Origin of the sequence: Embleya sp. NPDC020886, from assembly GCF_044333915.1 — a bacterium.
Taxonomy (GTDB): domain Bacteria; phylum Actinomycetota; class Actinomycetes; order Streptomycetales; family Streptomycetaceae; genus Embleya.
In genome coordinates, this window is record NZ_JBIRRX010000010.1 from 56,217 (window position 1) to 80,620 (window position 24,404).

A 24,404-nucleotide genomic window follows, 5' to 3' on the forward strand; every position below is an offset into this window, starting at 1 on the left:
GGCGCAAGCCCGCCCGCGGCGGCATCGAGAGGGAGATTGGGCGAAGGTGGCAGCACCGAAATCGAGTTCCCGAGGGCACCCGGGACGGGTCCTGGCCTTCATCGGGGTCGTGATCGTCGCGCTCTACGCGATCATGTTCTCGACCGGGGACAAGACCCCACGTCTGGGCATCGACCTCGCGGGCGGCACCAGTGTCACGCTCACCGCCAAGGCCGACCAGGGCCGCAACGGTGCGGTCAACAAGTCGAACATGCAGACCGCGGTGGAGATCATCCGCCAGCGCGTCAACGCGTTCGGTGTGTCCGAGGCGGAGGTGCAGACCGAGGGCGACCGCAACATCGTCATCAGCATCCCCAAGGGCAAGAACGAGAAGGAGACGGCGGAGCAGGTCGGCCAGACCGCGAAGCTGTTCTTCCGCCCCGTTCTGGAGGCCACGCCGATCACCCCCCAGGGTGGTACCAAGCTGCCGCTGACCCCGCCGTCGACGCCGCCCGCGAGCACCCCGCCGACCGGCGCTCCGTCGGCCGGCGCGCCGTCCGCGAGCACGCCGCCCGCGACCCAGTCGGGCAAGCCGCAGGGTCGGGTCATCCCGAACCTGAAGGACGCGTCCGGCGCTCCGACGCCGCCGCCGTCGTCGCCGCCCGCGAGCACGCCGCCCGCGACGCCTCCGGCGAGCACCCCGCCGGCCGGAGCCGACGCGAACGGCATCACGCCGGAGCTGCGCGCGAAGTACAACAACCTGGACTGCACCCTCCCGGAGAACCGCGGCCTCGGCCCGGTGCCGGCCCCGGAGGACAAGCCGACCGTGGCGTGCAGTCGCGATCAGGGCGACGGCGAGGAGAAGTACATCCTCGGACCGGTGCTGATCCCCGGCACCGACGTGGCCTCCTCGAAGGCACAGCTCCCGCAGAACGGCAGTGTCGGCGGCTGGGAAGTCGAGCTGAAGTTCACCGACGCGGGCACCAACAAGTTCACCAAGATCACCGGTGACCTGGCGGCGGGCAAGTACCCGACCAACCGCTTCGCGATCGACCTGGACGGTGTGGTCGTCTCCGCACCGTCGGTGAAGTCGGAGATCCCCGGCGGCAGCGCCGTGATCTCGGGCAACTTCACCCGCAGCTCGGCCAAGGACCTGGAGAACGTGCTCAAGTACGGCGCGCTCCCGCTGTCCTTCACCAAGAGCGACGTGACCACGGTGTCCGCGTCGCTGGGTGGTGACCAGCTCAAGGGCGGTCTGATCGCGGGTGCGATCGGCATCGTCCTGGTCATCCTGTACTCGCTGTTCTACTACCGGGGCCTCGGCCTGGTGAGCATCGCGAGTCTGGCGGTCTCGGCGGCCCTCACCTACGCCATCATGTGTCTGCTGGGCCGAAGTATCGGCTTCGCACTCAACCTGCCGGCGGTGTGTGGCGCGATTGCCGCGATCGGTATCACGGTGGACTCGTTCATCGTGTACTTCGAGCGGATCCGGGACGAGATCCGCGAGGGTCGCACGTTGCGACCCGCCGTGGAGAAGGCGTGGCCCCGGGCCCGGCGCACCATCCTGGTGTCCGACGCGGTGTCGTTCCTGGCCGCCGCGGTGCTCTACGTCGTCTCGGTCGGCAAGGTCCAGGGCTTCGCGTTCACCCTCGGCCTGACCACGCTGCTCGACGTCGTGGTGGTGTTCCTGTTCACCAAGCCGCTCATGACGATCCTCGCCAAGCGCAAGTTCTTCGCGGACGGCCACAAGTGGTCCGGCCTCGATCCCGAAGCGCTCGGTGCCAATCAGCGCCAGTCGTATCGCAGCCGTCGCCCGCGTGGGCGCGCTGCCGGCGTCAAGGAGGCGTGATGAGTCGCTTCGGTGACCTCAAGACCATCGGTGTCCGGCTGCACCACGGCGACGTCTCGTTCGACTTCGTCGGCCGCAAGAAGTTGTGGTACTCGATCTCCGCGCTGATCCTGCTGCTCGCGGTCGGCGGTCTGCTCGGCCGCGGGCTGCACCAGGGCATCGAGTTCAAGGGCGGCTCGGTCTACACGATCGAGCACACCTCGGCCTCGCAGAACGACGCCCGCGAGGCGGTGGCGCCGTTCACCGACGGCACCGACGCCATAGTGCAGAAGGTCGGCGGCGACGGCCTGCGGATCCAGATCGCCGAGTCGGACGCGGACAAGACCAAGCAGGTCGCGGCGGCCATCGCCAAGGACCTCAAGGTCGCGCCGGACAAGGTCAACACGCAGGTGGTCGGTCCGAGCTGGGGCAAGGAGATCTCCAAGAAGGCCCTGCAGGGCCTGGTGATCTTCATGATCCTGGTGGTGATCTACCTCACCTTCGCCTTCGAGTGGCGGATGGCCGTGGCGGCGCTGGTCGCGCTGATCCACGACATCGTGATCACCATCGGTGTGTACGCGCTGGTGGGCTTCGAGGTGACGCCGGGCACGGTGATCGGTCTGCTGACGATTCTCGGTTACTCCCTGTACGACACCGTCGTGGTGTTCGACACGGTCAAGGAGAACGCCAAGAACATCACCAAGCAGACCAAGCTCACCTACAGCGAGGCGGCCAACGCGGGTCTGAACCAGACCCTGGTGCGCTCCATCAACACCACGGTGGTCGCGCTGCTGCCGGTGGCGTCGCTGCTGTTCGTCGGTGGCGGTCTGCTCGGCGCGGGCATGCTCAAGGACATCGCGCTGTCGCTGTTCGTGGGTCTGGCCGCCGGTGCGTTCTCGTCGATCTTCATCGCCACGCCGATCCTGGCCGACCTCAAGGAGCGGTCGCCGGAGATGCGGCAACTCGCGAAGAAGGTGGCCCAGCGTCGGGCGTCCGAGGCGAAGGCGGCCAAGGCCGGCGAAGCCTCCGGGATTCCCGCGGACGAGGCCGAGGGCCACCCGGACGTGGACGAGACGGCCGAACCGGGCGAGGACGAGACCGTACCCGCGCAGGGCGGTGCGCCGCGGGCGGGCGCCTCGCGCGGTCGGGCGCGGACCCGTCCCGGCGGCAAGAGGAAGCGCTGATGGCCGACGAGGAACTGCGCAAGCTCCTGGAGAGCCGGATCCGGGACGTGCCGGACTGGCCGCAGCCGGGCGTGGTGTTCAAGGACATCTCGCTGCTGCTGGCCGATCCGGTCGCGTTCGCGGCCCTGGTCGACGCGCTGGCCGAGCGCTGCCGGGACCGGGTGGACAAGGTGGTCGGGATCGAGGCCCGAGGCTTCATCCTGGCCGCCCCGGTGGCCTACCGCGCCCAGGCGGGATTCGTTCCGGTCCGCAAGGCGGGCAAGCTGCCGTGCGCGACCCACGCGCAGTCCTACGACCTGGAGTACGGTTCGGCCACCCTGGAGGTGCACCAGGACGCGTTCGAGCCCGGTGACCGGGTGCTCGTGATCGACGACGTGCTCGCCACCGGCGGGACCGTCGAGGCCACGATCGACCTGATCGGGCGGTCCGGCGCGCAGGTGGTGGGGGTCGAGGTGCTCCTCGAACTCGGCTTCCTGGGCGGCCGGGCGCGGCTCGCGCCGGTGTTGCCGGAAGGCACGCTGGAGTCGTTCATCGTCGTTTGACACGCCGCCGAAGGCGTGTCGTCGAAGGCCGGAGGCACCCCGGGTGGGGAGCCTTCGGCCTTCGGCGTCGCGGTGGCTGCCGTTCCGGATGGCCGAGTCGTGAGGGCGTGGGTCAGTACGATGGAAGTTCCGTCATCTGTGGGAGGAGTTCCCTTGCCGGACGAGGTCGCGCCCGTCGCGTCGTCCTCGGGGGATGCCGTCGAACACGCGGCTCCCTCGGACGACGCCACACGTGCCACACCGGGCCCCTCGGGCCATCCTCCGGTGGGCGCCGGAGGAGCCGACGAGGCCGCCGGCCGGGCCCGGCCCGACGCGGCGCCCGCGACGCCTGCGCTGCCACCGGGTGAGGGCGGCGGGCAGGCGCCCGCCGAACGGTCGGCCGCGGCCGACGCGGGCCCGGCCGGATCGGGCTCGGCCGGATCGGGCTCGGGCGAACCACCGGACGCCGCGGCGGACCACCCCGAAGCGGGCGGATCGCGCGCGGACCGGGCACCGGCCGAGGACAGCGCCGACGGTCCCCGGGGCAGCGACGGCCACAGCGGACCCGCCGCTGGCGCGGCCGGGCCCGAGGCCAGGGGGCCCAGACCGGCGGCCAAGGCGGCACCGAGCCCCGCCGGCGCCTCGCGCGGCACCGGTACCGAGCGCTCGCGCTCGTTGCGGGTGGACGGCCCCAGCCGGGTCCGGGCCCGGCTGGCCAGGCTGGGCGTGCAGCGCAACAGCGTGTACAACCCGGTTCTGGAGCCGCTGCTGCGGGTGGTCCGGGTCAACGACCCCAAGGCCGACCTGCGCCAGATCGAGCGGGCGTACACCACCGCCGAGCGCTGGCACCGCGGCCAGCGGCGCAAGAGCGGCGACCCGTACATCACCCACCCGCTCGCGGTGGCCAGCATCCTGGCCGAACTGGGGATGGACCCGCCGACGCTGATGGCGGGGCTGCTGCACGACACCGTCGAGGACACCGACTACGGGCTGGACGCGCTGCGCCGCGATTTCGGCGACACCGTGGCGATGCTCGTGGACGGCGTGACCAAGCTGGACAAGGTCAAGTTCGGCGAGGCGGCACAGGCCGAGACCGTGCGCAAGATGGTCATCGCGATGGCCAAGGACCCCCGGGTCCTGGTGATCAAGCTCGCCGACCGGCTGCACAACATGCGCACGATGCGCTACCTCAAGCGGGAGAAGCAGGAGCGCAAGGCCCGCGAGACGCTGGAGATCTACGCCCCGCTGGCGCACCGGCTGGGGATGAACACGATCAAGTGGGAGCTGGAGGACCTGGCGTTCGCCATCCTCTACCCCAAGATGTACGACGAGATCGTGCGCCTGGTCGCCGAGCGGGCACCCAAGCGGGACGAATACCTGGCCCTGGTCACCGATCAGGTGCAGGGCGATCTGCGCTCGGCGCGGATCAAGGCCACGGTCACCGGGCGGCCCAAGCACTACTACTCGGTCTACCAGAAGATGATCGTGCGCGGTCGCGAGTTCACCGAGATCTACGACCTGGTGGGCATCCGGGTCCTGGTCGACTCGGTCCGGGACTGCTACGCGGCGCTGGGCACCATCCACGCGCGCTGGAACCCGGTGCCGGGGCGGTTCAAGGACTACATCGCGATGCCCAAGTTCAACATGTACCAGTCCCTGCACACGACGGTGATCGGCCCCGAGGGCAAGCCGGTCGAGTTGCAGATCCGCACCTTCGACATGCACCGCCGGGCCGAGTACGGCATCGCCGCGCACTGGAAGTACAAGGCCGAGGCGGTCGGCGCCAAGGGTGCGGCGAAGACGGACGCCAAGCCCGCGCGCAAGGGCGAGAACCCGGCCAACGACATGGCCTGGCTGCGCCAGCTCCTGGACTGGCAGCGGGAGACCGAGGATCCGGGCGAGTTCCTGGAATCGTTGCGCTTCGACCTCTCCAGCCAGGAGGTCTTCGTCTTCACGCCCAAGGGCGACGTGATAGCGCTGCCGGCCGGCTCGACCCCGGTCGACTTCGCCTACGCGGTGCACACCGAGGTCGGCCACCGCACGATCGGGGCCCGGGTCAACGGGCGGCTGGTCCCGCTGGAGAGCCGGCTGGACAACGGCGACCTGGTCGAGGTGTTCACCTCCAAGAGCGAGACCGCGGCGCCGAGCCACGACTGGCTCGGCTTCGTGAAATCGCCCAGGGCGCGCAACAAGATCCGCCAGTGGTTCTCCAAGGAGCGCCGCGAGGAGGCGATCGAACAGGGCAAGGAGGGCCTGACCCGGGCCATGCGCAAGCAGGGCCTGCCGTTGCAGCGGTTGATGTCCGGCGGCGGGGACACCCTGGTCACTCTCGCGCACGAGCTGCGCTACCCGGACATCTCGTCGTTGTACGCGGCGATCGGGGAGGGGCACGTCTCGGCGCAGACGATCGTGCAGCGCCTGGTCGAGTCGCTCGGCGGCGAGGAGGGCGCGTCGGAGGATCTGGCCGAGGCCACCCGGCCGACCACGACCCGCCGTCGGCCGCGTTCGACCGGGAACCCCGGGGTCGTGGTCAAGGGCGTCGACGACATCTGGGTCAAGCTGTCCCGCTGCTGCACGCCGGTGCCGGGTGATCCGATCATCGGCTTCGTCACCCGGGGCAACGGCGTCTCGGTGCACCGGCAGGACTGCGGCAACGTCGAGTCGTTGTCCCAGCAGTCCGAACGCATCGTCGACGTCGAGTGGGCGCCGACGGCGTCCTCGGTGTTCCTGGTCGCGATAGAGGTGCAGGCGCTGGATCGTTCGCGGCTGTTGTCGGACATCACCCGGGTGTTGTCCGACCAGCACGTGAACATCCTGTCCGCGTCGGTGGCCACCACCCGGGATCGGGTCGCGGTGAGCCGGTTCACCTTCGAGATGGGCGACCCCAAGCACCTGGGGCACGTGCTCAAGGCGGTGCGCGGGGTCGAGGGCGTGTTCGACGCGTATCGGGTGACCAGCGGGCGGCAGCAGTAGGGCCGGTTCGGCAGGGGTGGGGCTCGGCTCGTGCGAGCCCTTGCGTGGCCGCACACGCGCGCCTTCCCACACGCGCGCGAGGCGGCGTCGGGAGGGATCCCGGCGCCGCCTCGGGCGTGGTCGGCTCAGCCGCGCGGGCCGCGCCAGACGGTCATCGAGATCTTCCAGTACTGGCTGGGGCCCGAGGTGGACGGGATCTCGTTGATCCGGACGGTGCCCACCAGGCCGTTGGTGGTGTCCTTGGTGCAGATCACCGAGCCCACCTTGAGGTAGGTGAACGGCAGTTGGTTGTCGTTCGCGTATCGGGTCTCGCCCAGGCAGGTCCGGAAGTCGCTGGGCTGCCCCGGGTCGAGCAGCACCATCTCCTTGCCCTGGATGTAGTTGCCGTCGGCGTAGAAGTACAGGACGCCGTCGTTCAGCGTGCAACTGCCCTTCCACGTGGTGCTGAAGCCCAGGCCGATGCAGTAGCCGTTGGGTACGTCCAACTGCCGCTCGAACAACACGCCGCCCTCGGCCACGCCGCCGGCGGTGGCGATCGCGGTGGCGCTCTCGCCGGGGCGGGCCGCGATCGACGGCGCGCCGGTGCCGGTGGGGTCGGTGGTCGGGGCGCCGGTGCGTTTGGCGCTCGGGGTGGCCGTCGGGGCGGGTACGCCGCCGACAGGGGCGTTCGGGGACTGGGTCTGGGGCTGGGACTGGGTCTGTGAATCGGCCTTTGCCGCAGGGGACTTGTCGTCCTTGTCCTTGTCGCGCAGGCCGAGCGCCAGGCCGCCGCCGGCGGCGGCCAGGACCAGTACGGTGACCGCCGCGATCAGCGCGCGGCGCTTGCGCCGGCGGCCCACCGCCGGGTCCTTGGGCGCCCTGGGCGGTTGTTCGTTGACCCGGCGGGTGACCTCGGCGACCAGGGTCGGCGGCAACCAGCCCTCGCCGATCTGCAACCGGGTGCCCTCGGAGGCGACCCGGCACAGCTCGATCACCTCCTGCGGGGTCGGGCGGCGGTCCGGGTCCTTGTCCAGGCAGCGACGCACGACCGGCAACAACTGCGCGGGTACGGCCGACAATTCGGGTTCCTGGTGGACCACGCGGTAGAGCACCGAGCTGTCCGTGCCCTCGCCGAACGCGGACATTCCGGTGGCCGCGTAGGTGGCCAGCGAGCCGAGCGCGAACACGTCGGTGGCGGGCTTGGAGGGCAACCCCCGGGCCTGCTCGGGGGCCATGAACGCGGGGGTCCCGATGCTCATCCCGGTCCGGGTGAGCGGTGTGGCGTCGGCGGCGCGGGCGATGCCGAAGTCGATCACGCGCGGGCCGTCGGCGGCCAGGATCACGTTGGACGGCTTGAGGTCGCGGTGGATCACGCCGGCCTGGTGCACCGACTGGAGCGCCTCGGCGACGCCGGCCAGCAGGACCAGGACGGTCTCCGCGGGCAGCGGACCGTGCCGGTAGACGGCCTCGTACAGGGAGGGGCCCGGCACGTAGGCGGTGGCCAACCACGGCTGCGCGGCGTCCGCGTCGGTGTCGATCACGGGGGCGGTGTACAGGCCCTGGACGCGCTGGGCGGCGGCCACCTCCTGGCGGAAGCGGCGGCGGAACTCCGGGTCGTCGGCGAACTCGCCGCGGATCACCTTGATCGCGACGGGGCGACCGCCGGGCGTGTAGGAGAGGTACACCCGACCCATGCCGCCCGAGCCGAGCCGGGCCCGGAGCAGGTAGCCGCCGACGGAGCGCGGGTCGTCACCTTCCAGGGGTGCGAGCACGGCTCGGTCGGGGCCGTCCCAGGAGGGTGGGACGGGGGCGGGGGTGGGGGCGGCTTCGTGGGCTTCGCTCGCCTCGTGGGCGGCGGCCGGGGGGCGTTGGCCGGGGGGCCGCTCCACGACGGGCGGTTGCACGGCGGCGGCCTGTGCGTGGGCGGGCAGGTTGGGGTTGGGGCGGGTGGGCTCGGTGTGGGGATCGGGGTGGGCGGGTTGGTGGGTGGGGGCGCCGGCGGTCTCGTCGGGCGCCGACGCGGGTGGGGGTGTGGGTGCGGTCGCTGCGGCCGGGGTGGGGCGGGTGGGCTCGGCGGGGGGCTCGGGCTGGGCGGGCTGGTGGATGGGGGCGATGGTGGTTTCGTCCGAGGCGGGTGCGGGTGCGGGTGCGGACGGCGGTGGGGTGGGCTCAGTGGGGTCGGGGGAAGTGGGGGGCTCGGCGGGGGACTTGTTCGGGAGGGCGTCGGTGATCGGGGCGACGGTGGTTTCGTCGGAGGCGGAGGCGGACGCGGGGGTGTGCGTGGCCGGCGGTGTTGTGGTGGCCGCTCCGGCGGCCGGTGGTGCCGGTGGGGCGGTCGGCGTGGCCGGCGATGCGGGCGTCGGGTCGGCGGTCGTGTCGGGGGTGGGGGCTGCGGCCGGCTCGGTGGGCGCGGCGGCGGGCTTGGCCGGGGCCGCCGGGGCGGCCGGGATCGTCTCGGCCGGCGGCGTGCCGTGGGTCGGCGGGGCCTGGGTCGGCGGCGGCGGTGTGGCAGGCGGGGGCGGCGTCGCGGGTGCGGCCGGGTAGGCCGGGGGCGGCGGGGTGTTCGGGGCGGGCGGGCGGCCGATCGACGGGGCGGCGCTCGGCCGAGGCGGCGGCGGGGGAGTGGCGGGCGCGGCGGGGGCGACGGGGGCGGGCTCGGGAGCCGGGCCGGCCAGGTGGGCCGCGGCCACCTCGCGCCACTTGGCCTCCCAGCCGGCGGGGGTCGCGCCACAGGCCGCGACGATCGCCATGGTGACGCCGAGCGAGGGCAACATCGCCCCGGACAACGCCGCCGTCAGGACCGTCTCGTCGACGCCCGCGCGCCGGGCCAGTTCGGCCGCCGGCACCTCACCCGCCGTGTCCCGGATCGCTCTCAGTGCGGTGGCGAATTCGATCAGCGGATCTGGCTGAGACATGGGTGCTCCCCCGTACCTGTTTCCTGAACCCGTGGTGATTGCGGGTCACATGATGATGGATCACCTGGCTCGAAAGCACCTCGGCGACAAAACCGGAAGCAACCCGTAGCCATCGCCGGCCGGCCCCGACTGCCGGGGCACCGAACCCGGTTGCACCCGAGCAGGCTCGCGAACACCGACGCCGAAACCACGCCGCCCGGCGTCCGCCTCGGCGCCTCGGGCCGAACGTGCCGGAACTGTACGCCCCGGCGGGCTCGTTCCGAATGCCGACGAACCGGGAGCCCGCCGGCCGGGGCGGTGCAGCGACCCACGACGCCGGGCGGCCACACCGGTGCCTCCGTCTGCGTCGCCCGTCGGGCCGGCATCACAATCCGGCCCACCGGCACCCGCTCCCCGGCGAGCCGGAATCGTTGACCGTAGTTTCCTTACGTCATATAGTTACTGCATGTTGAGTGTCGTGGGACTGCGCAAGCGATACGGCGAGGTCGTCGCGTTGGACGGGTTCGAACTCGACGTGGGAGTGGGCGAGATCGTCGGGCTGGTGGGGCACAACGGGGCCGGGAAGACGACGTTCGCGCGCGCCGTGGCGGCGCTTTTCCGGCCGGATGCGGGGGAGATCCGCATCGACGGTCGGCAGGTCACCCATCGACGGCGTCTGCCACACGAACTCGGTCTCGCCCCACAGGAGTTGGCGCTGTTCCCGACCACCGCGCGGGAGAATCTGCGCTATGCGGGCCGGCTGTACGGCCTCGGCCGGCGGCTGCTCGCCGAGCGGATCGAGGAGGTCGCCGAGGCGCTCGGGCTGACCGAGCTGCTGCCCCGGCCGGTCGAGGAACTCTCCGGCGGTCAGCAGCGGCGACTGCACGCCGCCGCCGCGATGTTGCACCGGCCCCGGGTGTTGCTCCTGGACGAACCGACCGTGGGTGCCGATCCGGTCACCCGCGAACTGCTCCTGCGCGCCGTGCGGGCGATGGCCGAACAGGGCGCCGCGGTCGTCTACACCACCCACTACCTGCCCGAACTCGACGTTCTCGACGCGACGTTGGCGGTCGCCGACCACGGTCGGGTGATCGCCCGGGGTGCGCGGGCCGAGTTGCTGGCCGCGCTGCCCGGCCGGGTCACCCTGACCTTTGCCGACGGTGCCGGACTGCGCTTCCCGGGCGACCTGCGCGAGCAGGACACCAGGGCCGACGGCGACGACGTGGTGATCACCGCGATCGACCCGGCCGCCGCCGCCGCGCGGCTGCTCGCGGCCAATCCGGAGCACGCGGCGCGGTTGCGCTCGATCGCGCTGGACGCGCCGTCCCTCGACGACCTCTATCGGGAGTTGTTGACCCGCAATGGCGCTTGAACTCGCCGGTGTCCGCCGGTTCGCGGCGGTCGCCCGCCACCAGTGCGTCCTGATGGCCGGCGACCCCGGCCCGCTGATCGCGTTCACCGTCATCCCGATGGTCCTGGTCAGCGTGATCCGGCCGATGATGGTTCTGCTGGCCGCGGTGCGGCCCGACGACGGGACCGACGGCACCGCCCAGGCCACCGCCGGGATGGCGGTGATGTTCTCGCTGTTCGTGCTCAAGTTGGTCGGCGCCGGCTTGCTCGACGAACGCACCACGTGGCACACCTGGGACCGGGTCCGGGCCAGTCCGGCCCGGCTGGGCGAGATCCTGCTCGGCAAGGCCGCACCGATGTTCGCCTTCCTGCTGGTCCAGCAACTGCTCCTGTTCGGCTTCTCGGCCGGCGTATTCGGGCTGCGACCGGCCCGGGGGTGGTGGCCGGTCCTGCTGGTGAGCGTGGCGTGGCCGCTGTGTGTGCTGGCGCTGGGGACCGGCGCGTCCACCCTGGTCCGTACCTCCGCCCAGTTGAGCGCCGTCGGGGACATCTCCGCCGTGGTCACCACCATCATGGCCGGCGCGCTGGTGCCGTCGGCGATGTTGCCCGGGTGGATGCGGCACCTGGGTCCGTGCACCCCCGGCTACTGGGCGATGAGCGCCTATCGTTCGGCGCTCACCGGGCGGGCCCCGCACGGTCTCGTCGTCTCGCTCGCGGTGCTGGCCGGGTTCGCCCTGGCCGGACTGGCGGCCGGGGCCCGGGCCGGTCGGCGGGCGTCGCGCTGATCCCACACCACAAGCGCCGCGGCGGCGATGTCCTCGTGCGTGATGGTCACCGCGATCGCCGCCCCCTCGTCCCCGCCGGCCGCCGCCCGCGCCGCGCCGCCCAGCAGCACGGTGGGCCGATGTCGGCGCCGACACACCCCTTCCGGCGCGGGACAACCGGCCTCGTCCGGCAGGATCTCCACCTGCGACCACACCGGCTCGCGCACCCCCAGCACCGCGAACACCGCGAGCTTCGCGGCGTACTTCCCGGCCCAGGACAAACTCGCCGACCCCCGCGCCAGGTCCAAGCGCTCGCGGGCGGAGAAGACCTGCTCGGGGGCGGCCGGCAGCACGTCGTCCGGACACCGGCTCGGCAGCGGCAGCACCACCAGCACGGCGCTGCCCCGGTGGTCGCGAAAACGCGAGACGGCGAGCCCGGGGGGATACCCCGGACCCGCCGTCCGCGCCGCCGGGCGGTCCGCCTCGACCGCCCGCCCGTCGGCATCGCTCATCGGGGCACGACCCCCGCACCGCCGTCCGGCGCACCCAGCACGGTCGCGATCACCGCACCGCAACCGACCGTGCCGATCAGTACCCGGCCCACCGGCGTCGAGTCGACCCCCGCCGAGAAGCGGGCGCCGTCCGCGGGCAGCCGCAGGTCGCCGCGCATCGCCGCGATCGCGGCGACCGCGTCCACCAGGCCGCCCGCGGCCATCGTCTCGCCGACCCGCCGCCGGGTGTGCCCGATCGGCGTCGAGTCCGGGAACAGCCCGGCCAGCGCGTGCAGTTCGGCCTGCGCCTCGGCCCGATCCCGGTCCGCCCCGGCGGCCAGCACCCAGTCGATCTCGCGCGGACCGCGACCGGCGGCGGCCAGTGCCCGAGTCGCCGCCGCCGTGAACGCCGCCGGATCCGCGACCCGCCCGGCCCGAAAGTCCGCGCCGCCCGCCTGCCCGGTGCCCTCGACCACGGCCAGCGCCCGCCGGCCGCGGGCCCGGGCTCGCGCGGCGGACTCCACCACGACCGCGACCGCGCCGTCGGCCCACCGGCCGGAACCCCACCACCGGGTCTGGGCGTCCAGGACCGCGTCGGTGATCTCGTCGCAAGCCACCACCACCGCGTATGGCACGTCGCCGCGCGAGACCAGCGCGCACGCGTGGTCCAGCGCCTGGAGACCGGCCGTGCCGCCGGAGAGAAACGTGATGGTCGGCCCGCGCAGACCCAGGCAGATGCCCAACGTCCCGGGTGCGGAGGTCATCGTGGTGCGGGCAAACGACGATCGTCGTTCCGGTACCAGCAGTTCGGACAACGAGCGGCCGAACTCCTCGACGCTGCGCATCGGTCCGCCCGCCGTGGCGAACATCAGCGCCGCCTCCTCGGCCGGTCCGTCGTCGGTACGCGGATCGATGCCCGCCTCGCGCAACGCCTCCCACGCGGCCAACGCCGCACGGCGGGTGTAGTCGTCCATCCGGCGCCACAGCGCGGGCAACACCTGTTCCGGCCGGACCGGTTCCGGGTTCGCCGCCTCGGCCGCCTCGGCCGACGCAGTCGAGCGTGCCGGCGCCGGTGCGCCGCCGGCCAGCGCGGCCAGCAGCGCGGCGTGTCCGGTGCCGGTCGGGCCGACCGCCCCGACGCCGGTGAGCACCGCCCGTTCGCGGGCCGACCGGAGCCGGGGTCGGGTACGCACCCCGGTGGGCGAGGCGAGCAGGATCGAGGCGTTGTTGCCGCCGAACGCGTAGCTGTTGGACAACACCACCTCCACCCGGGCCGACCGGGCCAGGTCGGGGACGATGTCGATGCGGTCGTCGAGCGCGCCGCCCGCGCCCGCCGTCGGCGGCAGCACCCCGTCGCGCAGCGCGAGCACCGACGCGACCGCCTCGATCGCCCCGGCGGCGCCGAGCGTGTGCCCCACCGCGGACTTGACGCTGCTGATCGGGACCGAGCCCACCCGGTCGCCGAACAGCAGGATCATCGCCTCCTTCTCCATCGCGTCGTTGTTGGCCGTACCCGTGCCGTGCCCGCTGACGTAGTCGACCCGCTCCGGGCCCAGACCCCCGGCCGCCAACGCGCGTCGTGCGGCGGCCAGGGCACCTCGCGCGGTGGGGTCCGGCGCGACCGGATGGTAGGCGTCCGCGGACATCCCGCTGCCCAGGAACTCCGCCAGGATCGTGGCGCCGCGCCGGACCGCGTGCTCCCACTCCTCCAGGATCAGCACCGCCGCGCCCTCGCCGATGCTCATCCCGTCCGAAACCGTGTACGGGGCACAGCGGTTGGGGCTGGTCGCGCGCAGGCCGTGGAAGCCGGCGAGGGCGAACAGGCACAGGGATTCCGCGCCGCCGGAGACCATCACCTCGGCCCGGCCGTCCCGGATCTGCGCGGCCGACCAGGCCAGCGCGGTGGTACTCGACGCGCATGCCGTCGAGATCACCGCCTGCGGCCCGCGCAGCCCGAAGCGGCGGGCCACCTCGTCGGCCGGCCGGGTGTACATGTCCACCACGTGCCGGTCCGCGCGCAGCGGCAACTCGGCGCCGTCGGCGTGGAACATGCCCTGGCAGGTACCGATCCCCAACCCGTGCCGGGCGCCGTCCGCGATCGGCGTGGCCAACCCGCTGTCGGCCAGCGCCTCGGCGACCGCCACACCGAGCATCGCCGTGGTGCGCTCGACCGGTTCGCCGGCGGTCGCGGCGGCGAGCGCGTCGTCGTCCACGCGCGTGACGAACAACTCGCCGACCGAACCGGGCACCGTGCCCAGCGGACGCAGCGCGCTGCGACCGGCCGACAACGATTCCCAGAACGGCTTGACCCCGATGCCGAATCCGGACACCAGACCCAGTCCGGTGACGGCCACCCTGCGGTCACCGCCGACCCCGTACGGGAGTTCGGCGGCCGATTGCGGGTCCGTGTCCATTTGGCCGCCCCTCACGCGATCGAGGTGGACCAGCTCAGCGGGACCAGGTACGGCGACGACACCGAGCGCGCCGGGATCGGGCCGTTCGCCCCCGCCACCTCCCAGTCGAAGCCGGAGGCCGCCCACTCGGGCGCGATCCGGGCCAGCGCCAGGGTGCACGCCAGGCCGGGGCTGTCCGCGTGGTGGATCAGCCGCCCGATGGTCAGGCCCGCGACGGACACCTCGGCATGCTCGGGCAGTTCGACCCCACGCGGCATGGTCAGGCCGACGGTGCGTACGGCGGGCCCGGTCTTGAACTCCGCCAACACCGCGTCACGGCCGATGAAATCGGGCTGGTCCAGGTCGACCAGCCAGTTGTAGCCGCAGCCCAGGACCGTGTCGCCGGGCCCGACCTCACGATGCGGCAGCGGCTGGCGCACCTCCAGCATGGCGGCCTCCAGGGTGCGATACCCGGCCGGCACCGCGGACTTCGCCACCGCCGCGTCGAACAGGTCGTCGGCCAGAGCCGGGGGCACGAACACCTTGTAGCCGTATTCGCCGGTGTAACCGCTGCGCGCGACCAGCACCGGAGCATCCCGCCAGGTGCGATGCACGATGCCGCCCAACGGCACCGAGGTCACCCCGTCGCCCAGCAACTCCCGCAACACCCGCCAGGCGAACGGCCCTTCCAGGCCCAGGGTGCTGAACTCAGTTCGCACGTCGACCGGTTCGACTGCACCACCACCCCCGCCGTCGAGCGCGGCGCCGGCCGAGATCAGGTGGGCGAGGGTGTCCGGGCCGCGACCGAAGGCGGTCTCGATCAGCCAGCGGTCGCGCAGTCGGTACACCGTGACCGTGTCGAGCGGATGCCCCTCGGGATCCAGCAGCAACGACGTCGCCGACTGGCCGGGGAACACCGAGCCCAGGTCGCCGGGCACCACGGCGCGCAACAACGCCTGCGCGCCCGCGGTCGGCAGCGCGATCAGTCCGGTGGAGTTCAGGTCGAACAGCGCGGCCTCGTGCCGGAGCGCGTGGTACTCGCGTTCGTCGTCGGTGTAGGTCCAGGGCACTACCGCGTGCCCGATCGTGACGGTCCGAATCGGTGTAGCCGGCACAGTGATATCCCTTCGTCTCATGGGAGTTCGGCGCAGGACCCGCCGGGGCGCGGTACGCGTGCGGCGGGCTCACCCGGCCTTGGCGGCGGCGGCCCGGACCGCCTCGGCGAGCCGACCGAGCACGCCGGCGTCGATCGGGTGCGGCCCGTCGAGCACGGCGAGGCAGGTCGCGGTGACCGCGTCGCCCGCCGCCGGCGCGCCCGGCCGGGACAGCGCCCGGATCGACCAGTCGTCGCCGTCCCGGAAGCCGAGCACCTCGGCACCCGGCGGGGCGGCGAGGAGCAGGCCGGGCCCGGCCGGATCGGCGGGCTCGGCGGCGACCAGCGCGCCGATGCCGGGGGATCCGGCGATCGGCCGGTTGGAGCCGTGCGGTGCGGGGTGATACTCGAATTCCATGCCCTCGCGCAGGCCGCGGAAGGACCACGGCTCGCGCTGCGCGGCGTGCACCGCGACACACACGTCCGGCGGGTGGCCGAGCACGCCCGCGTCGTCGTGCAGATGGGTGAGCACCATCAGCAGCGGCGTGCCCGCCGCCATCAGGTAGTCGACGTCCAGGCCGACGGTCGACCCGGCCAGGTCGAGCTCACCGGTGAGCCGGACGCCGGACCAGTCCAGGCCCGCCGCGCTCAGGCCGGTCGGCGCGGTGCGCACCGGCGTCCAGGCGAACTCCTCGCGCGCGACGCTGATGCCGGGGTCGGCGCGATGGGCGACGGTGGACACGTTGACTCCGCCCCGGGCGCCGGGCACGATGCCCATCGGCCGGGTGCGCGGGTAGGTGGAGCGCAACAGTTCGCTGCCGCCGCGCCGGCGCAGGCCGACCACGCCGGCGCCGAAGTCGGGGGCGATCCGGGCGGTCAACTCGCCGTTGCCCAGGACCCACACGTCGCCCGCGTCCGCCGCCGCCGACACCGGCCCGGCCGCGGCCGGCACCGGCAGCACGTCGCACGTCGCGCTCTGCCGGGCGAGCTCCTCGGTCCAGGCCAGGTGCACGCGGACCGGCCCTTGTACGCCGGCCGGCACCTCCACCCGCCCGGCGAAGGAGTGGTCGGCCGCGCCGGCCGCGGTGCCCTCGAACAGGGTGTGCACCGGTCCGTCGCCGACCGACGCGGTCAGGCGGCCGTGTCGGGGCCGGACGGACAACACGGTGAGCCGACCGCGCACCTGCACGGCACCCGGCTCGTGACCGGCCGCCGCGTCGGTCGAGGCCGGCCCGGACGGCTCGGCCCGCGCCGTCGGATCCAGCGCGATCCGTACCGGCACGGGCGCCGAGAGCGGCGGCCGAGCGATCACCGGCGCGGCCGTCCCGGGCTCGCTCACCGCCGACCACGCCGCACGCACCGTGCGTTCGTCGCCCGGACCGCAGAAGAAGGCGTAGCCGGGGAAGGCGAGCACGCCGTCCTCGCCCGCGTGCCCCGGCTCGGCGGCGAGCAACAGCGAGGGCATCCACTGCAACCCGAACCGCAGTTGCGCGGCCCGATCCCAGAGCAGCCCCACGCTGTGCCCGCCGTCGTCGGTGAACGCGGTCCAGCGCTCCGCCAAGCGTTGCGGGTCGCGCGGCAGGTCGGCCGAGCCGGCCATCTCCAACGAGTGCATGCCGAAGGGGAATCGTTCGTACACCAGCGGCGCGCGCAACAACCCCTCGGTCAGCGGCACGCTCATCGTCAACGCCCGACCGCGCGCCCACGGATGGATCCGCAGCAGCGCCTCGCCGGCCGTGACGGCCCGGGACAATTCGGGTTCGGCGCCGACGAGTTCGGTGCGTACTTCGAGCACCTGGTCACCGCCCAGCAACAGCGTTCGGCGCACCCGCGCACGGGCCAGCCCCAGGTCGGGACGGCCGGCGCCGTAGGCCGCGCCGTGGCGCTGCCACCAGACGTTCGCCGGTGCCTCCAGGGTGAGTTCGGCGCGGCCCTCGTGCACGGTCGCCCGTACGCAACGCAGGTCGCGGCGTGGCGGGGTCTTGAGCGCGGGCGGAAAGGGCGGGCCCAGGTCCGGCCACAGTTCGCGAATCGCGGGCCCGGGTCCGCACGCCGGTTCGATCTCGCAGGTCCCGGTGGCCCGATCGACGGCGAGCCGCAGCCAGCGGTTGCTCAACGACCAGTGCCCGTCCCGCTCGTGCAGTTGCGGCAGGTTCCGGCGCGACGGTCGGGGAACATCGGTCGGGGCGGGTCGTGCGGCGACCGCGTGCAGCCAACTGTGCAGGGTCAGTCGAGCCGGCCGCCGGCCGCCGGCGTGCGAGACGTCGGTCACGACGGTGAGTTCGGCCTCGTGCTCGCCGGCCCGCCGGGGGGTGAACGCGGCCACGCCCTCGATGGTCTCGCCGGGGATCAGGGTGAACTCGCGGACCCGCGCCGGTTCGCCGGCACCGCCGTGGCGCACCTCCAGGGTGCCGGCGATCACCCGGGTGCCGAGGTTGGCGACCCGGTATCCGAACTCGGCGGGGGCGTCGACCGGGACCCGGCGTGCGGGGGACGTCGGGTGGAAGTCGAGGTGCAGGCCGTCCCAGTCGAGTGCGCAGACCCGGTCGTGCGCCAGGTCGACGACGAAGGCGCTCTCCGCGCCCGAACCGATCATCGAGTATCGGAAGGTGGGCGCGCCGTGGTAGTCGCCGACGTCGTCCGCCGCGTTCCGCGGGGCCCGGCCCGGCACCCACGGGCTGGAGCCGAAGTCGGTCCAGGCGCGCGCGAGTTCCGCCTGGCGCTCGCCCAGGCCCAGGGCCTCGATGATGAAGCGGTAGAGGTACGGCAGATGCGAACGGAATTCCAGCCGGTCGTCGCCGCACGGGTCGGTCGAGGCCTGCCGGAAGCCGCCCGGCCGCACGATCGCGACCATCGACGGGTTCGCCGGCGAGGCGTTGCAGTCGACCCGGTCGTAGCCGTGCGCCACGCAGTACGCGAACGCCTCGACGAACAGCCGGATGGGCACCGCGCCGAGGCGGAACTTCGGGTCGATCGCGAAGGTGTCCATCCACACCACCGCCCCCTGACCGGCCTTGAGCGCGGAGACCGGATACAGCGCCAGGGAGCCCACCACGCGGTCCTCGGCCAGCGCCACGAAGGTTTCCACGGAGCCGCGTTCGGCGGCGAAGCCGGCGTAGTCGTCGGCCGACAGCGGCGCGCCGCCCAGCGGCCCGGGGTTCCAGTGGAAGGCGTTGATCCAGGCGGCCATGGCCGCCGCGTCCACCGAGGCGACGGGGGCGACCACGACCTCGGCGACACGTTCGCCGGGGCCGGGCATCAGGCGTCCTCGCGCCGGGACTCGATGAAGTCGGCCAGCATGTTCACCGAGCCGAACCGGTCGAGCTCGTCGTCGGTGATGTTCACCTTGAACTGCCACTCGATGCCGACCACGACCTCGATCACGTGGATGCTGTCGAGTTCCAGGCCGCGGCCCAGAATCGCCTGGTCGTCGGTGAGCCAGTCCGGGTCGAGGTCGAGGTCGAGTCGTTCGACGATCACCTCCTTGATCTCGTGGCACCGGAGTTGCCGCTCCCGTACCCGCTCCAGGATCCGTGCCTGCGCCGCTGTCAACACGCCGCGCTCCCTTCGATGTCGATGTCCTCCGGTCGTGCCGGATCACGGCCGATCACCACCGCGACCACGAGTCCGTCGCCGCAGCCCCACGCCGCGGCCGCGCCGAGCCCGGCCGGGCAACACGCGGACACGCCCGGCGCGCGTACCGACGCGGCGCGGGCGCGGTCGACGTACAGGCCCCGGATCAGCGCCTCGGCCCGCTCGCCGCAGGGGCAACGGCCGGGCCGGACCGGGGCGATCCGGATGTCGTGCCAGGCGAAACCGGGACGGCGTCCGCCCGCGCACTTGATCGCCGCCTCCTTGAGGGCGATGCCCGCCGCGAGCCGTACCGGCGAGGTCGGTCGGGCCAGTGCCCAGCGCAGTTCGCCCGGGCCCAGCACGGCGCGCGCCACCCGTTCGTCCGCGCGGCCGGTCCGGGCCAGGCGGGCCACCCGGACCGCGTCGATGCCGATCCGGGTGGCGGTGCGGGCGCCGGACATCAGCGCGCCCCGGCGAACAGCCGGGAGCCGAAGCGGGCCAGTGGGCGCGGGGCGATGGTGGACAGCGCCGCGAGCACCCGGTAGGGGGCGCCGGGCACGCACACCGGTCGACCGCGCCGGACCGCCCGCAGCCCGGCCTGTGCCACCCGCTCGGCGGGCAGCCAGGCACGCGAGGGCACCCGGCTGACGTCGATGCCCGCCCGCCGGTGGAACTCGGTCGCGGTGAAACTCGGGCACAGCGCGCTCACCCGCACGCCGGAGCCGCGTACCTCGTCGTACAGCGCCTCGCTCAGACTCAGGCTGAACGCCTTCGCCGCGCCGTAGGTCGCGGTCAGCGGATCGGGCTGGAATCCGGCCAGCGAGGAGACGTTGACGATCCAGCCCGAGCCGCGCTCGACCATCGGCGCCAGCGCCGCGCGGCACAGCCGCAGCACCGCGACCGCGCTGAGCGCGACCACGTCCAACTCGGCCTGCACCGGCAGCGTGTGGAAGGCGCCCCTGGTGCCCGTCCCGGCGTTGTTCACCAGCAGGTCGATCGGGGTGTCGGTGGCCCGCAGGCGGGCCTCGACCAGGGTCAGGCCGGCGTCGGTGCGCAGGTCCGCGGCGATCGTGTCGACCGCCACGGCGTGCTCCGCGCACAGCCGCTCGGCGACCTCGGCCAGCCGGTCGCCGTCGCGGGCGACCAGCACCAGGCGCACCCCGTCCCGGGCGAGCAGGTCGGCGAAGGCGAGACCGATGCCGGCGGTGGCGCCGGTGATCAGGGCGGTTCGCCACGGTGCGTGCGGCGGCCGGGTGGTGGCCGGCGCGGGGGCCGGGGCGTTCACCCGTGCGACCCGTCGGCGGGAGTGAACTCCTCGGCGATGCGCAGCAGTTCGTTGAACTTGGCGATCCGGTCCATCCGCGCCGGGCCACCCGCCTTGAGCCAGGTCGCCCCGCCGGCGACCGCGAGGTGGGTGATGAACGCGCTCGCGGTCTCGCCGCTGCGCTGGGAGACGACGGTGGTGATGCCGTGCCGGGCCCCGGCGTCCAGTGCGTCCAGAGCCTGGGTGACGGTGCCGACCTGATTGGGCTTGATCAGCGCGCCGTCGGCGAGGCCGGCCCGCACACCGCGATCGATGCGCTCGGCGTCGGAGGCGAACAGGTCGTCGCCGACCACCGCGGCGCGATTGACCAGGCGGGCGCGAAGTCCGTGCCAGGCGGCCTCGTCGGCCGGTTCGAAGGCGTCCTCCAGGAAGGTCAACGGGTAGCGGTCCACCCAGTCGAGGTAGCGCCGGGTCAAGTCCGCCGCGGACAACGGCTCTTCCAGCCACGGGAAGGCGTAGCCCGCCGGAGTGGCGAACTCCGCGCCGGACAGGTCCAGGCCCAGGTGGAAGTCCTGCCCGCCGACCAGACCGCAGTCCTCCGCGGCGGCGACGATCAGCTCCATGGTCGCCTCGCAGCCGCCCAGGTCCACCGACCAGCCGCCCTGGGTGCTGTCCGAGCAGCGATGGCCCTTGCCGGTCAGCCGGGCGGCCAGGGCCGCGCGGACCCGCACGCCCTGGTCGAGCGCGACCGCGGGCTCGGTGGCGGTGGGCAGCAGCAGGAACTCGGTGTAGACCGTGTTCGAGCCGACCGCGCCGTCCGCGATGTTGAACATCGGCACCGGAAGTCGAACCGGCCCCGGCCCCGATCCCGACTCGGCGAGGTGCCGGTACAGGGCCCGTCCGGAGGCCAGCGCACCCGCCTGCGCTACCGCCATCGAGGTGGCCACCGCGACGTTGCCGCCGATCCGACGGAAGTACGCGCCGCCGTCCACCTCGCGCAGCGCCGTGTCCACCGCCCGCTGGTCGCACACGTCGCGGCCGATCAGCGCGGGCCGCACCAGGTCCAGGACCGAGGTCAGCGCCGGGGCCACCGCCGCGAGCGTGGGCAGCGCCGTCGCGTCCTCCAGGACGTACGCCTCGAACTCGCCGGTGGTCGAACCGCGGGGAGCCGACTCGGCGACCCGGATGCCGCCGTCGGCGACGATCTCCACCTCGATCGCGGGAATGCCGTTGGAGTCGAAGACCGCTCGGGCCCCGACCTCGCGTATCAGCCGCACAGTGCGCTCCTTCACCATGTGTTGGTCACCGTCAGCAGTTCGGTGTGCCCGCTCGGCGCCCCGCCCGCGTCCGGGTCGAGCCGGGCGGCCCGGGTCGCCGCGGCGATCGCCTCGGCCTCGATCCCGTATCTGTCCAGCAGTTGCCGATAGGGCCCGGTCTCGGTGAACGTGTCCGCGATGCCCAGGCGCAGCACCCGGGGGCCGCCGCGCGCCGCGATCAGTTCGGCCACCGCGCCGCCCAGGCCGCCGATCGTGGTGTGCTCCTCGACGGTCACCACGAGCGAGCACGAGCGGACCAGGTCGTAGACCTCGGCGTCGGGGAACGGCTTGATCCGCAACGCCCCGAGCACACGTGCGGAAACCCCGTGCCGGCCCAACAGCTCGGCGGCGGCCACACATTCGGGTACGGCCACCCCGCAGGCCACGAACGCCACCTCGGGCGCCGGGCGATCCCATACCCGCAGGTCGCCCGGTCCGCGTGGGCCACCGGCCACCGGCGGCACCGGATTGCGGCACAGCCGGAGGTAGTTCGGGCCGGGCAGCGGCGGCGCGCCGGACACGCCGGTGCCGGCCAACACCTCGCCGCCCAGCCGCTCGGCGTCCGCGTCGTCGGCGGGCACCCAGACGTTCATCCCGGGCACCGAGCGCATGAAGGCCAGGTCGGTGATCGCGTGGTGCGGGGCGCCCTCCAGCGAGCCGGACATGCCCGCGTAGTGGCCGGCGATGGTCACCGGCAGTCCCGGCCAGCCGATCGAGAGCAGGATCTGTTCGGCCGCGCGCCCGACCAGGATCGAGGCGAACCCGGAGACCACCGGGCGTAATCCGGCGAGGGCGAGGCCCGCGGCCATGCCCATCATGTTCTGCTCGGCGATGCCGGTGTTCAGGAACGAACCGGGCAGTCGGTCGGCGACCCGGCCGCTGCGGGTCGAATGGGAGCAGTCCCCGTCCAGGACGAACAGCCGCTCGTCGGCTTCGCAGGCCCGCAACAGGGCGGCGCCGAACGCGTCACGCATGGCTCAGTTCCTCCACTGCCTCGGCCAATCGGCCCGGGTCGGCGACCGAGTGCCAGTTCGGGTCGTCCTCCATGAACGAGACCCCGCGTCCCTTGACGGTGTGCGCGATCACCGCGCGAGGGCGCGGGTGGGGGCCGGGGCTCGGGGCGAGTGCGGCGATCAGCTCGGCGCAGTCGTGGCCGTCCGCCTCGACCACCTCCCAGCCGAACGCGCGCCACTTGGCGGCGAGGGGGGCGGCGCCCATGATGTCCGCGGTGCGGCCGTCGTGTTGGATGCCGTTGGCGTCCACGATCACGGTCAGGTCGGCCAGACCCAGTTGGGCCGCGCACATCGCCGCCTCCCACACCTGGCCCTCCTGGCACTCGCCGTCGCCGAGCAGCGCGAACACCCGGGCGCCGAGCCCGCGTCGGCCCAGCCCCAGGGCCATGCCCACGGCGACCGAGAACGCCTGGCCCAGCGAGCCGGAGCCGACCTCGATGCCGCGGGTGCGCGGGTCGGGGTGGCCCTGGAGCGGCGAGCCGAGCGCGCGCAGCGAGCCGGCCAGCTCGCGGGGGAGTACGCCCAGGTCGATCAGCACCGCGTAGAGCGCGGGCGCCGCGTGTCCCTTGGAGAGCACGAACCGGTCCCGCTCGGCCCAGGTGGGATCGGCCGGACGGTGGCGCATGGTGTGGTAATGGAGCACGGTCAGGATCTCGATCGCGGACAGCGAACTGCCGGGGTGACCGGCACCCGCCGCCGCGATCATCCGCATCGTGTCCAGGCGCAACCGGGCCGCCGTGGCGTCCAGTTCGGGGTGGCCGCTCATCGTGGTGCCGGATTCGTCAGGCGTACCGCGGTGACCACGTCGTCCAGGTGCGGGCTCTGTCCTCGGGCGGCCCGGTCGAAGGCGGTGACCAGTGCGGTCGCCGCCTCGTGCGGCAGCAGGTGCTCGTCGATCGCGCCGACCACGGCGGCGCCCAGCGAGGAACTGCACAACACCACGCCGTCCGCGCCGGTCACCTCGGCCGGCTCCAGCGGGCGGTGCTCGGGGGTCAGGCCCAGCGCGCCCTTGGCCACGATGCCGAGCAACTCCCTTGTGATGCCCGGGAGTACGCCCTCCTCGACGGGCGGCGAGATCAGCCGGTCGCCGGCCAGGACGAGCAGGCTGGCCCGCGAGGTCTCGGTGATCCGGCCCGCCTCGTTGCGAAAGAGCACGTCGTCCCGGCCGTCCCGGCGGGCCCGCAGCAGCCCGCGCCGGGCGCCGGCGTAGTGCGCCGTGGCCTTGACCCAGCGCGGCAGATCGGTGTGCGCCGGTCGGGGTTCGTCCACGGTGGCCAGGGTGAGCGGCCGGTCCGGCGCGTAGCCGTCGAGGGGGCGCAGGAAGACGCAGACCCCGGGCGGTCGTTCGTCGAGGAAGCCTTCCCCCTCGGCATAGGCGAACAGCCGGATGCCCACCGCGCCGCGCCCGGAGTGTCGGCGGGTCACCTCGACCACCGCGTCGGCCAATTCGTCCGCCGACCAGGACAGCGCGAATCCCAGACCCTCGCAGGAACGGCGAAAACGGGAGAGATGTGCGCCCAGATCGAGAATGCGCAATTGGGTTCCGGTGGCATCGGCCACCGCGGCGCATCCGTCGAATACCACCTGGGCATAACGCATGGCGGCGGAGTCGATCGACAACCGCACCTCGTCGAGAGCGGTCAGGCGGCCGTCGCGCCAACATTCCTGATGCACAATCCAGCACCCCCAATATCCTTATGCAAAGGATAGCTATATGACGTATAGAATAGCTGTGTGCATAGGTGTGTCAACGCTGTGTCCGCGCCGGTCGGAATATCTGTCAGATATC

Annotated in this window: 17 protein-coding genes; 6 read left to right on the forward strand and 11 right to left on the reverse strand. The window is 73.1% G+C overall.

What is annotated here, in order from left to right:
• Positions 1 to 46: 46 nt before the first annotated feature.
• The 4 genes from secD (at position 47) to ACH4U8_RS30475 (ending at position 6,485) form a co-directional block, all read left to right on the forward strand.
• Positions 47 to 1,828, forward strand: a complete 1,782-nt coding sequence (gene secD, locus ACH4U8_RS30460) for a protein translocase subunit SecD (protein WP_360313769.1) — start codon at positions 47 to 49, stop codon at positions 1,826 to 1,828.
• Entirely contained in the window at positions 1,828 to 2,991 is a 1,164-nt protein-coding gene (gene secF, locus ACH4U8_RS30465) for a protein translocase subunit SecF (RefSeq protein WP_395781553.1), read from the forward strand. The genes secD and secF overlap by 1 nt, the downstream gene beginning before the upstream one ends.
• On the forward strand, positions 2,991 to 3,533 hold the full coding sequence (locus tag ACH4U8_RS30470) for an adenine phosphoribosyltransferase (RefSeq protein WP_360313765.1): 543 nt from the start codon (positions 2,991 to 2,993) through the stop codon (positions 3,531 to 3,533). The genes secF and ACH4U8_RS30470 overlap by 1 nt, the downstream gene beginning before the upstream one ends.
• Positions 3,534 to 3,686: 153 nt before the next feature.
• Entirely contained in the window at positions 3,687 to 6,485 is a 2,799-nt protein-coding gene (locus tag ACH4U8_RS30475) for a RelA/SpoT family protein (protein ID WP_395781555.1), read from the forward strand.
• Between the two features lie 125 nt (positions 6,486 to 6,610).
• Here the strand turns inward: ACH4U8_RS30475 and ACH4U8_RS30480 are convergent, their stop codons facing one another.
• Positions 6,611 to 9,379: a protein kinase gene (locus tag ACH4U8_RS30480; protein WP_395781557.1), complete on the reverse strand. Its 2,769-nt coding sequence runs from the start codon at positions 9,377 to 9,379 to the stop codon at positions 6,611 to 6,613.
• 445 nt (positions 9,380 to 9,824) lie between these two features.
• Here ACH4U8_RS30480 and ACH4U8_RS30485 point away from each other — a divergent pair, with 445 nt between their 5' ends.
• The gene (locus ACH4U8_RS30485; RefSeq protein WP_395781559.1) at positions 9,825 to 10,730 is read left to right on the forward strand and encodes an ABC transporter ATP-binding protein; all 906 of its coding nucleotides are present in this window, start codon (positions 9,825 to 9,827) and stop codon (positions 10,728 to 10,730) included.
• The gene (locus tag ACH4U8_RS30490) at positions 10,720 to 11,493 is read left to right on the forward strand and encodes an ABC transporter permease (protein WP_395781561.1); all 774 of its coding nucleotides are present in this window, start codon (positions 10,720 to 10,722) and stop codon (positions 11,491 to 11,493) included. The genes ACH4U8_RS30485 and ACH4U8_RS30490 overlap by 11 nt, the downstream gene beginning before the upstream one ends.
• Positions 11,494 to 11,980: 487 nt before the next feature.
• On the opposite strand, the gene ACH4U8_RS30495 is transcribed toward ACH4U8_RS30490, so the two are convergent.
• The 10 genes from ACH4U8_RS30495 to ACH4U8_RS30540 all read right to left on the reverse strand — a co-directional run bounded on the left by ACH4U8_RS30495 (position 11,981) and on the right by ACH4U8_RS30540 (position 24,289).
• Positions 11,981 to 14,377: a beta-ketoacyl synthase N-terminal-like domain-containing protein gene (locus tag ACH4U8_RS30495; RefSeq protein ID WP_395781563.1), complete on the reverse strand. Its 2,397-nt coding sequence runs from the start codon at positions 14,375 to 14,377 to the stop codon at positions 11,981 to 11,983.
• 11 nt (positions 14,378 to 14,388) lie between these two features.
• Positions 14,389 to 15,426 carry a glycine cleavage T C-terminal barrel domain-containing protein gene (locus tag ACH4U8_RS30500; protein ID WP_379989646.1) on the reverse strand — a complete coding sequence of 346 codons (1,038 nt, stop codon included), beginning with the start codon at positions 15,424 to 15,426 and terminating at the stop codon, positions 14,389 to 14,391.
• Between the two features lie 114 nt (positions 15,427 to 15,540).
• Positions 15,541 to 18,708, reverse strand: a complete 3,168-nt coding sequence (locus ACH4U8_RS30505) for a hypothetical protein (RefSeq protein WP_395781565.1) — start codon at positions 18,706 to 18,708, stop codon at positions 15,541 to 15,543.
• Entirely contained in the window at positions 18,708 to 19,004 is a 297-nt protein-coding gene (locus tag ACH4U8_RS30510; protein ID WP_360313751.1) for an acyl carrier protein, read from the reverse strand. Before ACH4U8_RS30510 ends, ACH4U8_RS30505 begins: the two co-directional genes overlap by 1 nt.
• Positions 18,998 to 19,483 carry a 4'-phosphopantetheinyl transferase superfamily protein gene (locus ACH4U8_RS30515; protein ID WP_395781567.1) on the reverse strand — a complete coding sequence of 162 codons (486 nt, stop codon included), beginning with the start codon at positions 19,481 to 19,483 and terminating at the stop codon, positions 18,998 to 19,000. Before ACH4U8_RS30515 ends, ACH4U8_RS30510 begins: the two co-directional genes overlap by 7 nt.
• A complete protein-coding gene (locus ACH4U8_RS30520) occupies positions 19,483 to 20,307 on the reverse strand; it encodes an SDR family NAD(P)-dependent oxidoreductase (protein ID WP_395781569.1) in 825 nt (274 codons plus the stop codon). The genes ACH4U8_RS30515 and ACH4U8_RS30520 overlap by 1 nt, the downstream gene beginning before the upstream one ends.
• Positions 20,304 to 21,563 (reverse strand): hypothetical protein, encoded by a 1,260-nt coding sequence (locus ACH4U8_RS30525; RefSeq protein WP_395781571.1) that lies wholly within the window; start codon positions 21,561 to 21,563, stop codon positions 20,304 to 20,306. Before ACH4U8_RS30525 ends, ACH4U8_RS30520 begins: the two co-directional genes overlap by 4 nt.
• 11 nt (positions 21,564 to 21,574) lie before the next feature.
• Positions 21,575 to 22,576 carry a transketolase C-terminal domain-containing protein gene (locus ACH4U8_RS30530; protein WP_360313743.1) on the reverse strand — a complete coding sequence of 334 codons (1,002 nt, stop codon included), beginning with the start codon at positions 22,574 to 22,576 and terminating at the stop codon, positions 21,575 to 21,577.
• Positions 22,569 to 23,381: a transketolase gene (locus ACH4U8_RS30535; RefSeq protein ID WP_395781573.1), complete on the reverse strand. Its 813-nt coding sequence runs from the start codon at positions 23,379 to 23,381 to the stop codon at positions 22,569 to 22,571. The genes ACH4U8_RS30530 and ACH4U8_RS30535 overlap by 8 nt, the downstream gene beginning before the upstream one ends.
• Positions 23,378 to 24,289, reverse strand: coding sequence for an aminotransferase class IV (locus ACH4U8_RS30540; RefSeq protein WP_360313739.1), 912 nt, complete (start codon positions 24,287 to 24,289; stop codon positions 23,378 to 23,380). The genes ACH4U8_RS30535 and ACH4U8_RS30540 overlap by 4 nt, the downstream gene beginning before the upstream one ends.
• Positions 24,290 to 24,404 lie beyond the last annotated feature (115 nt).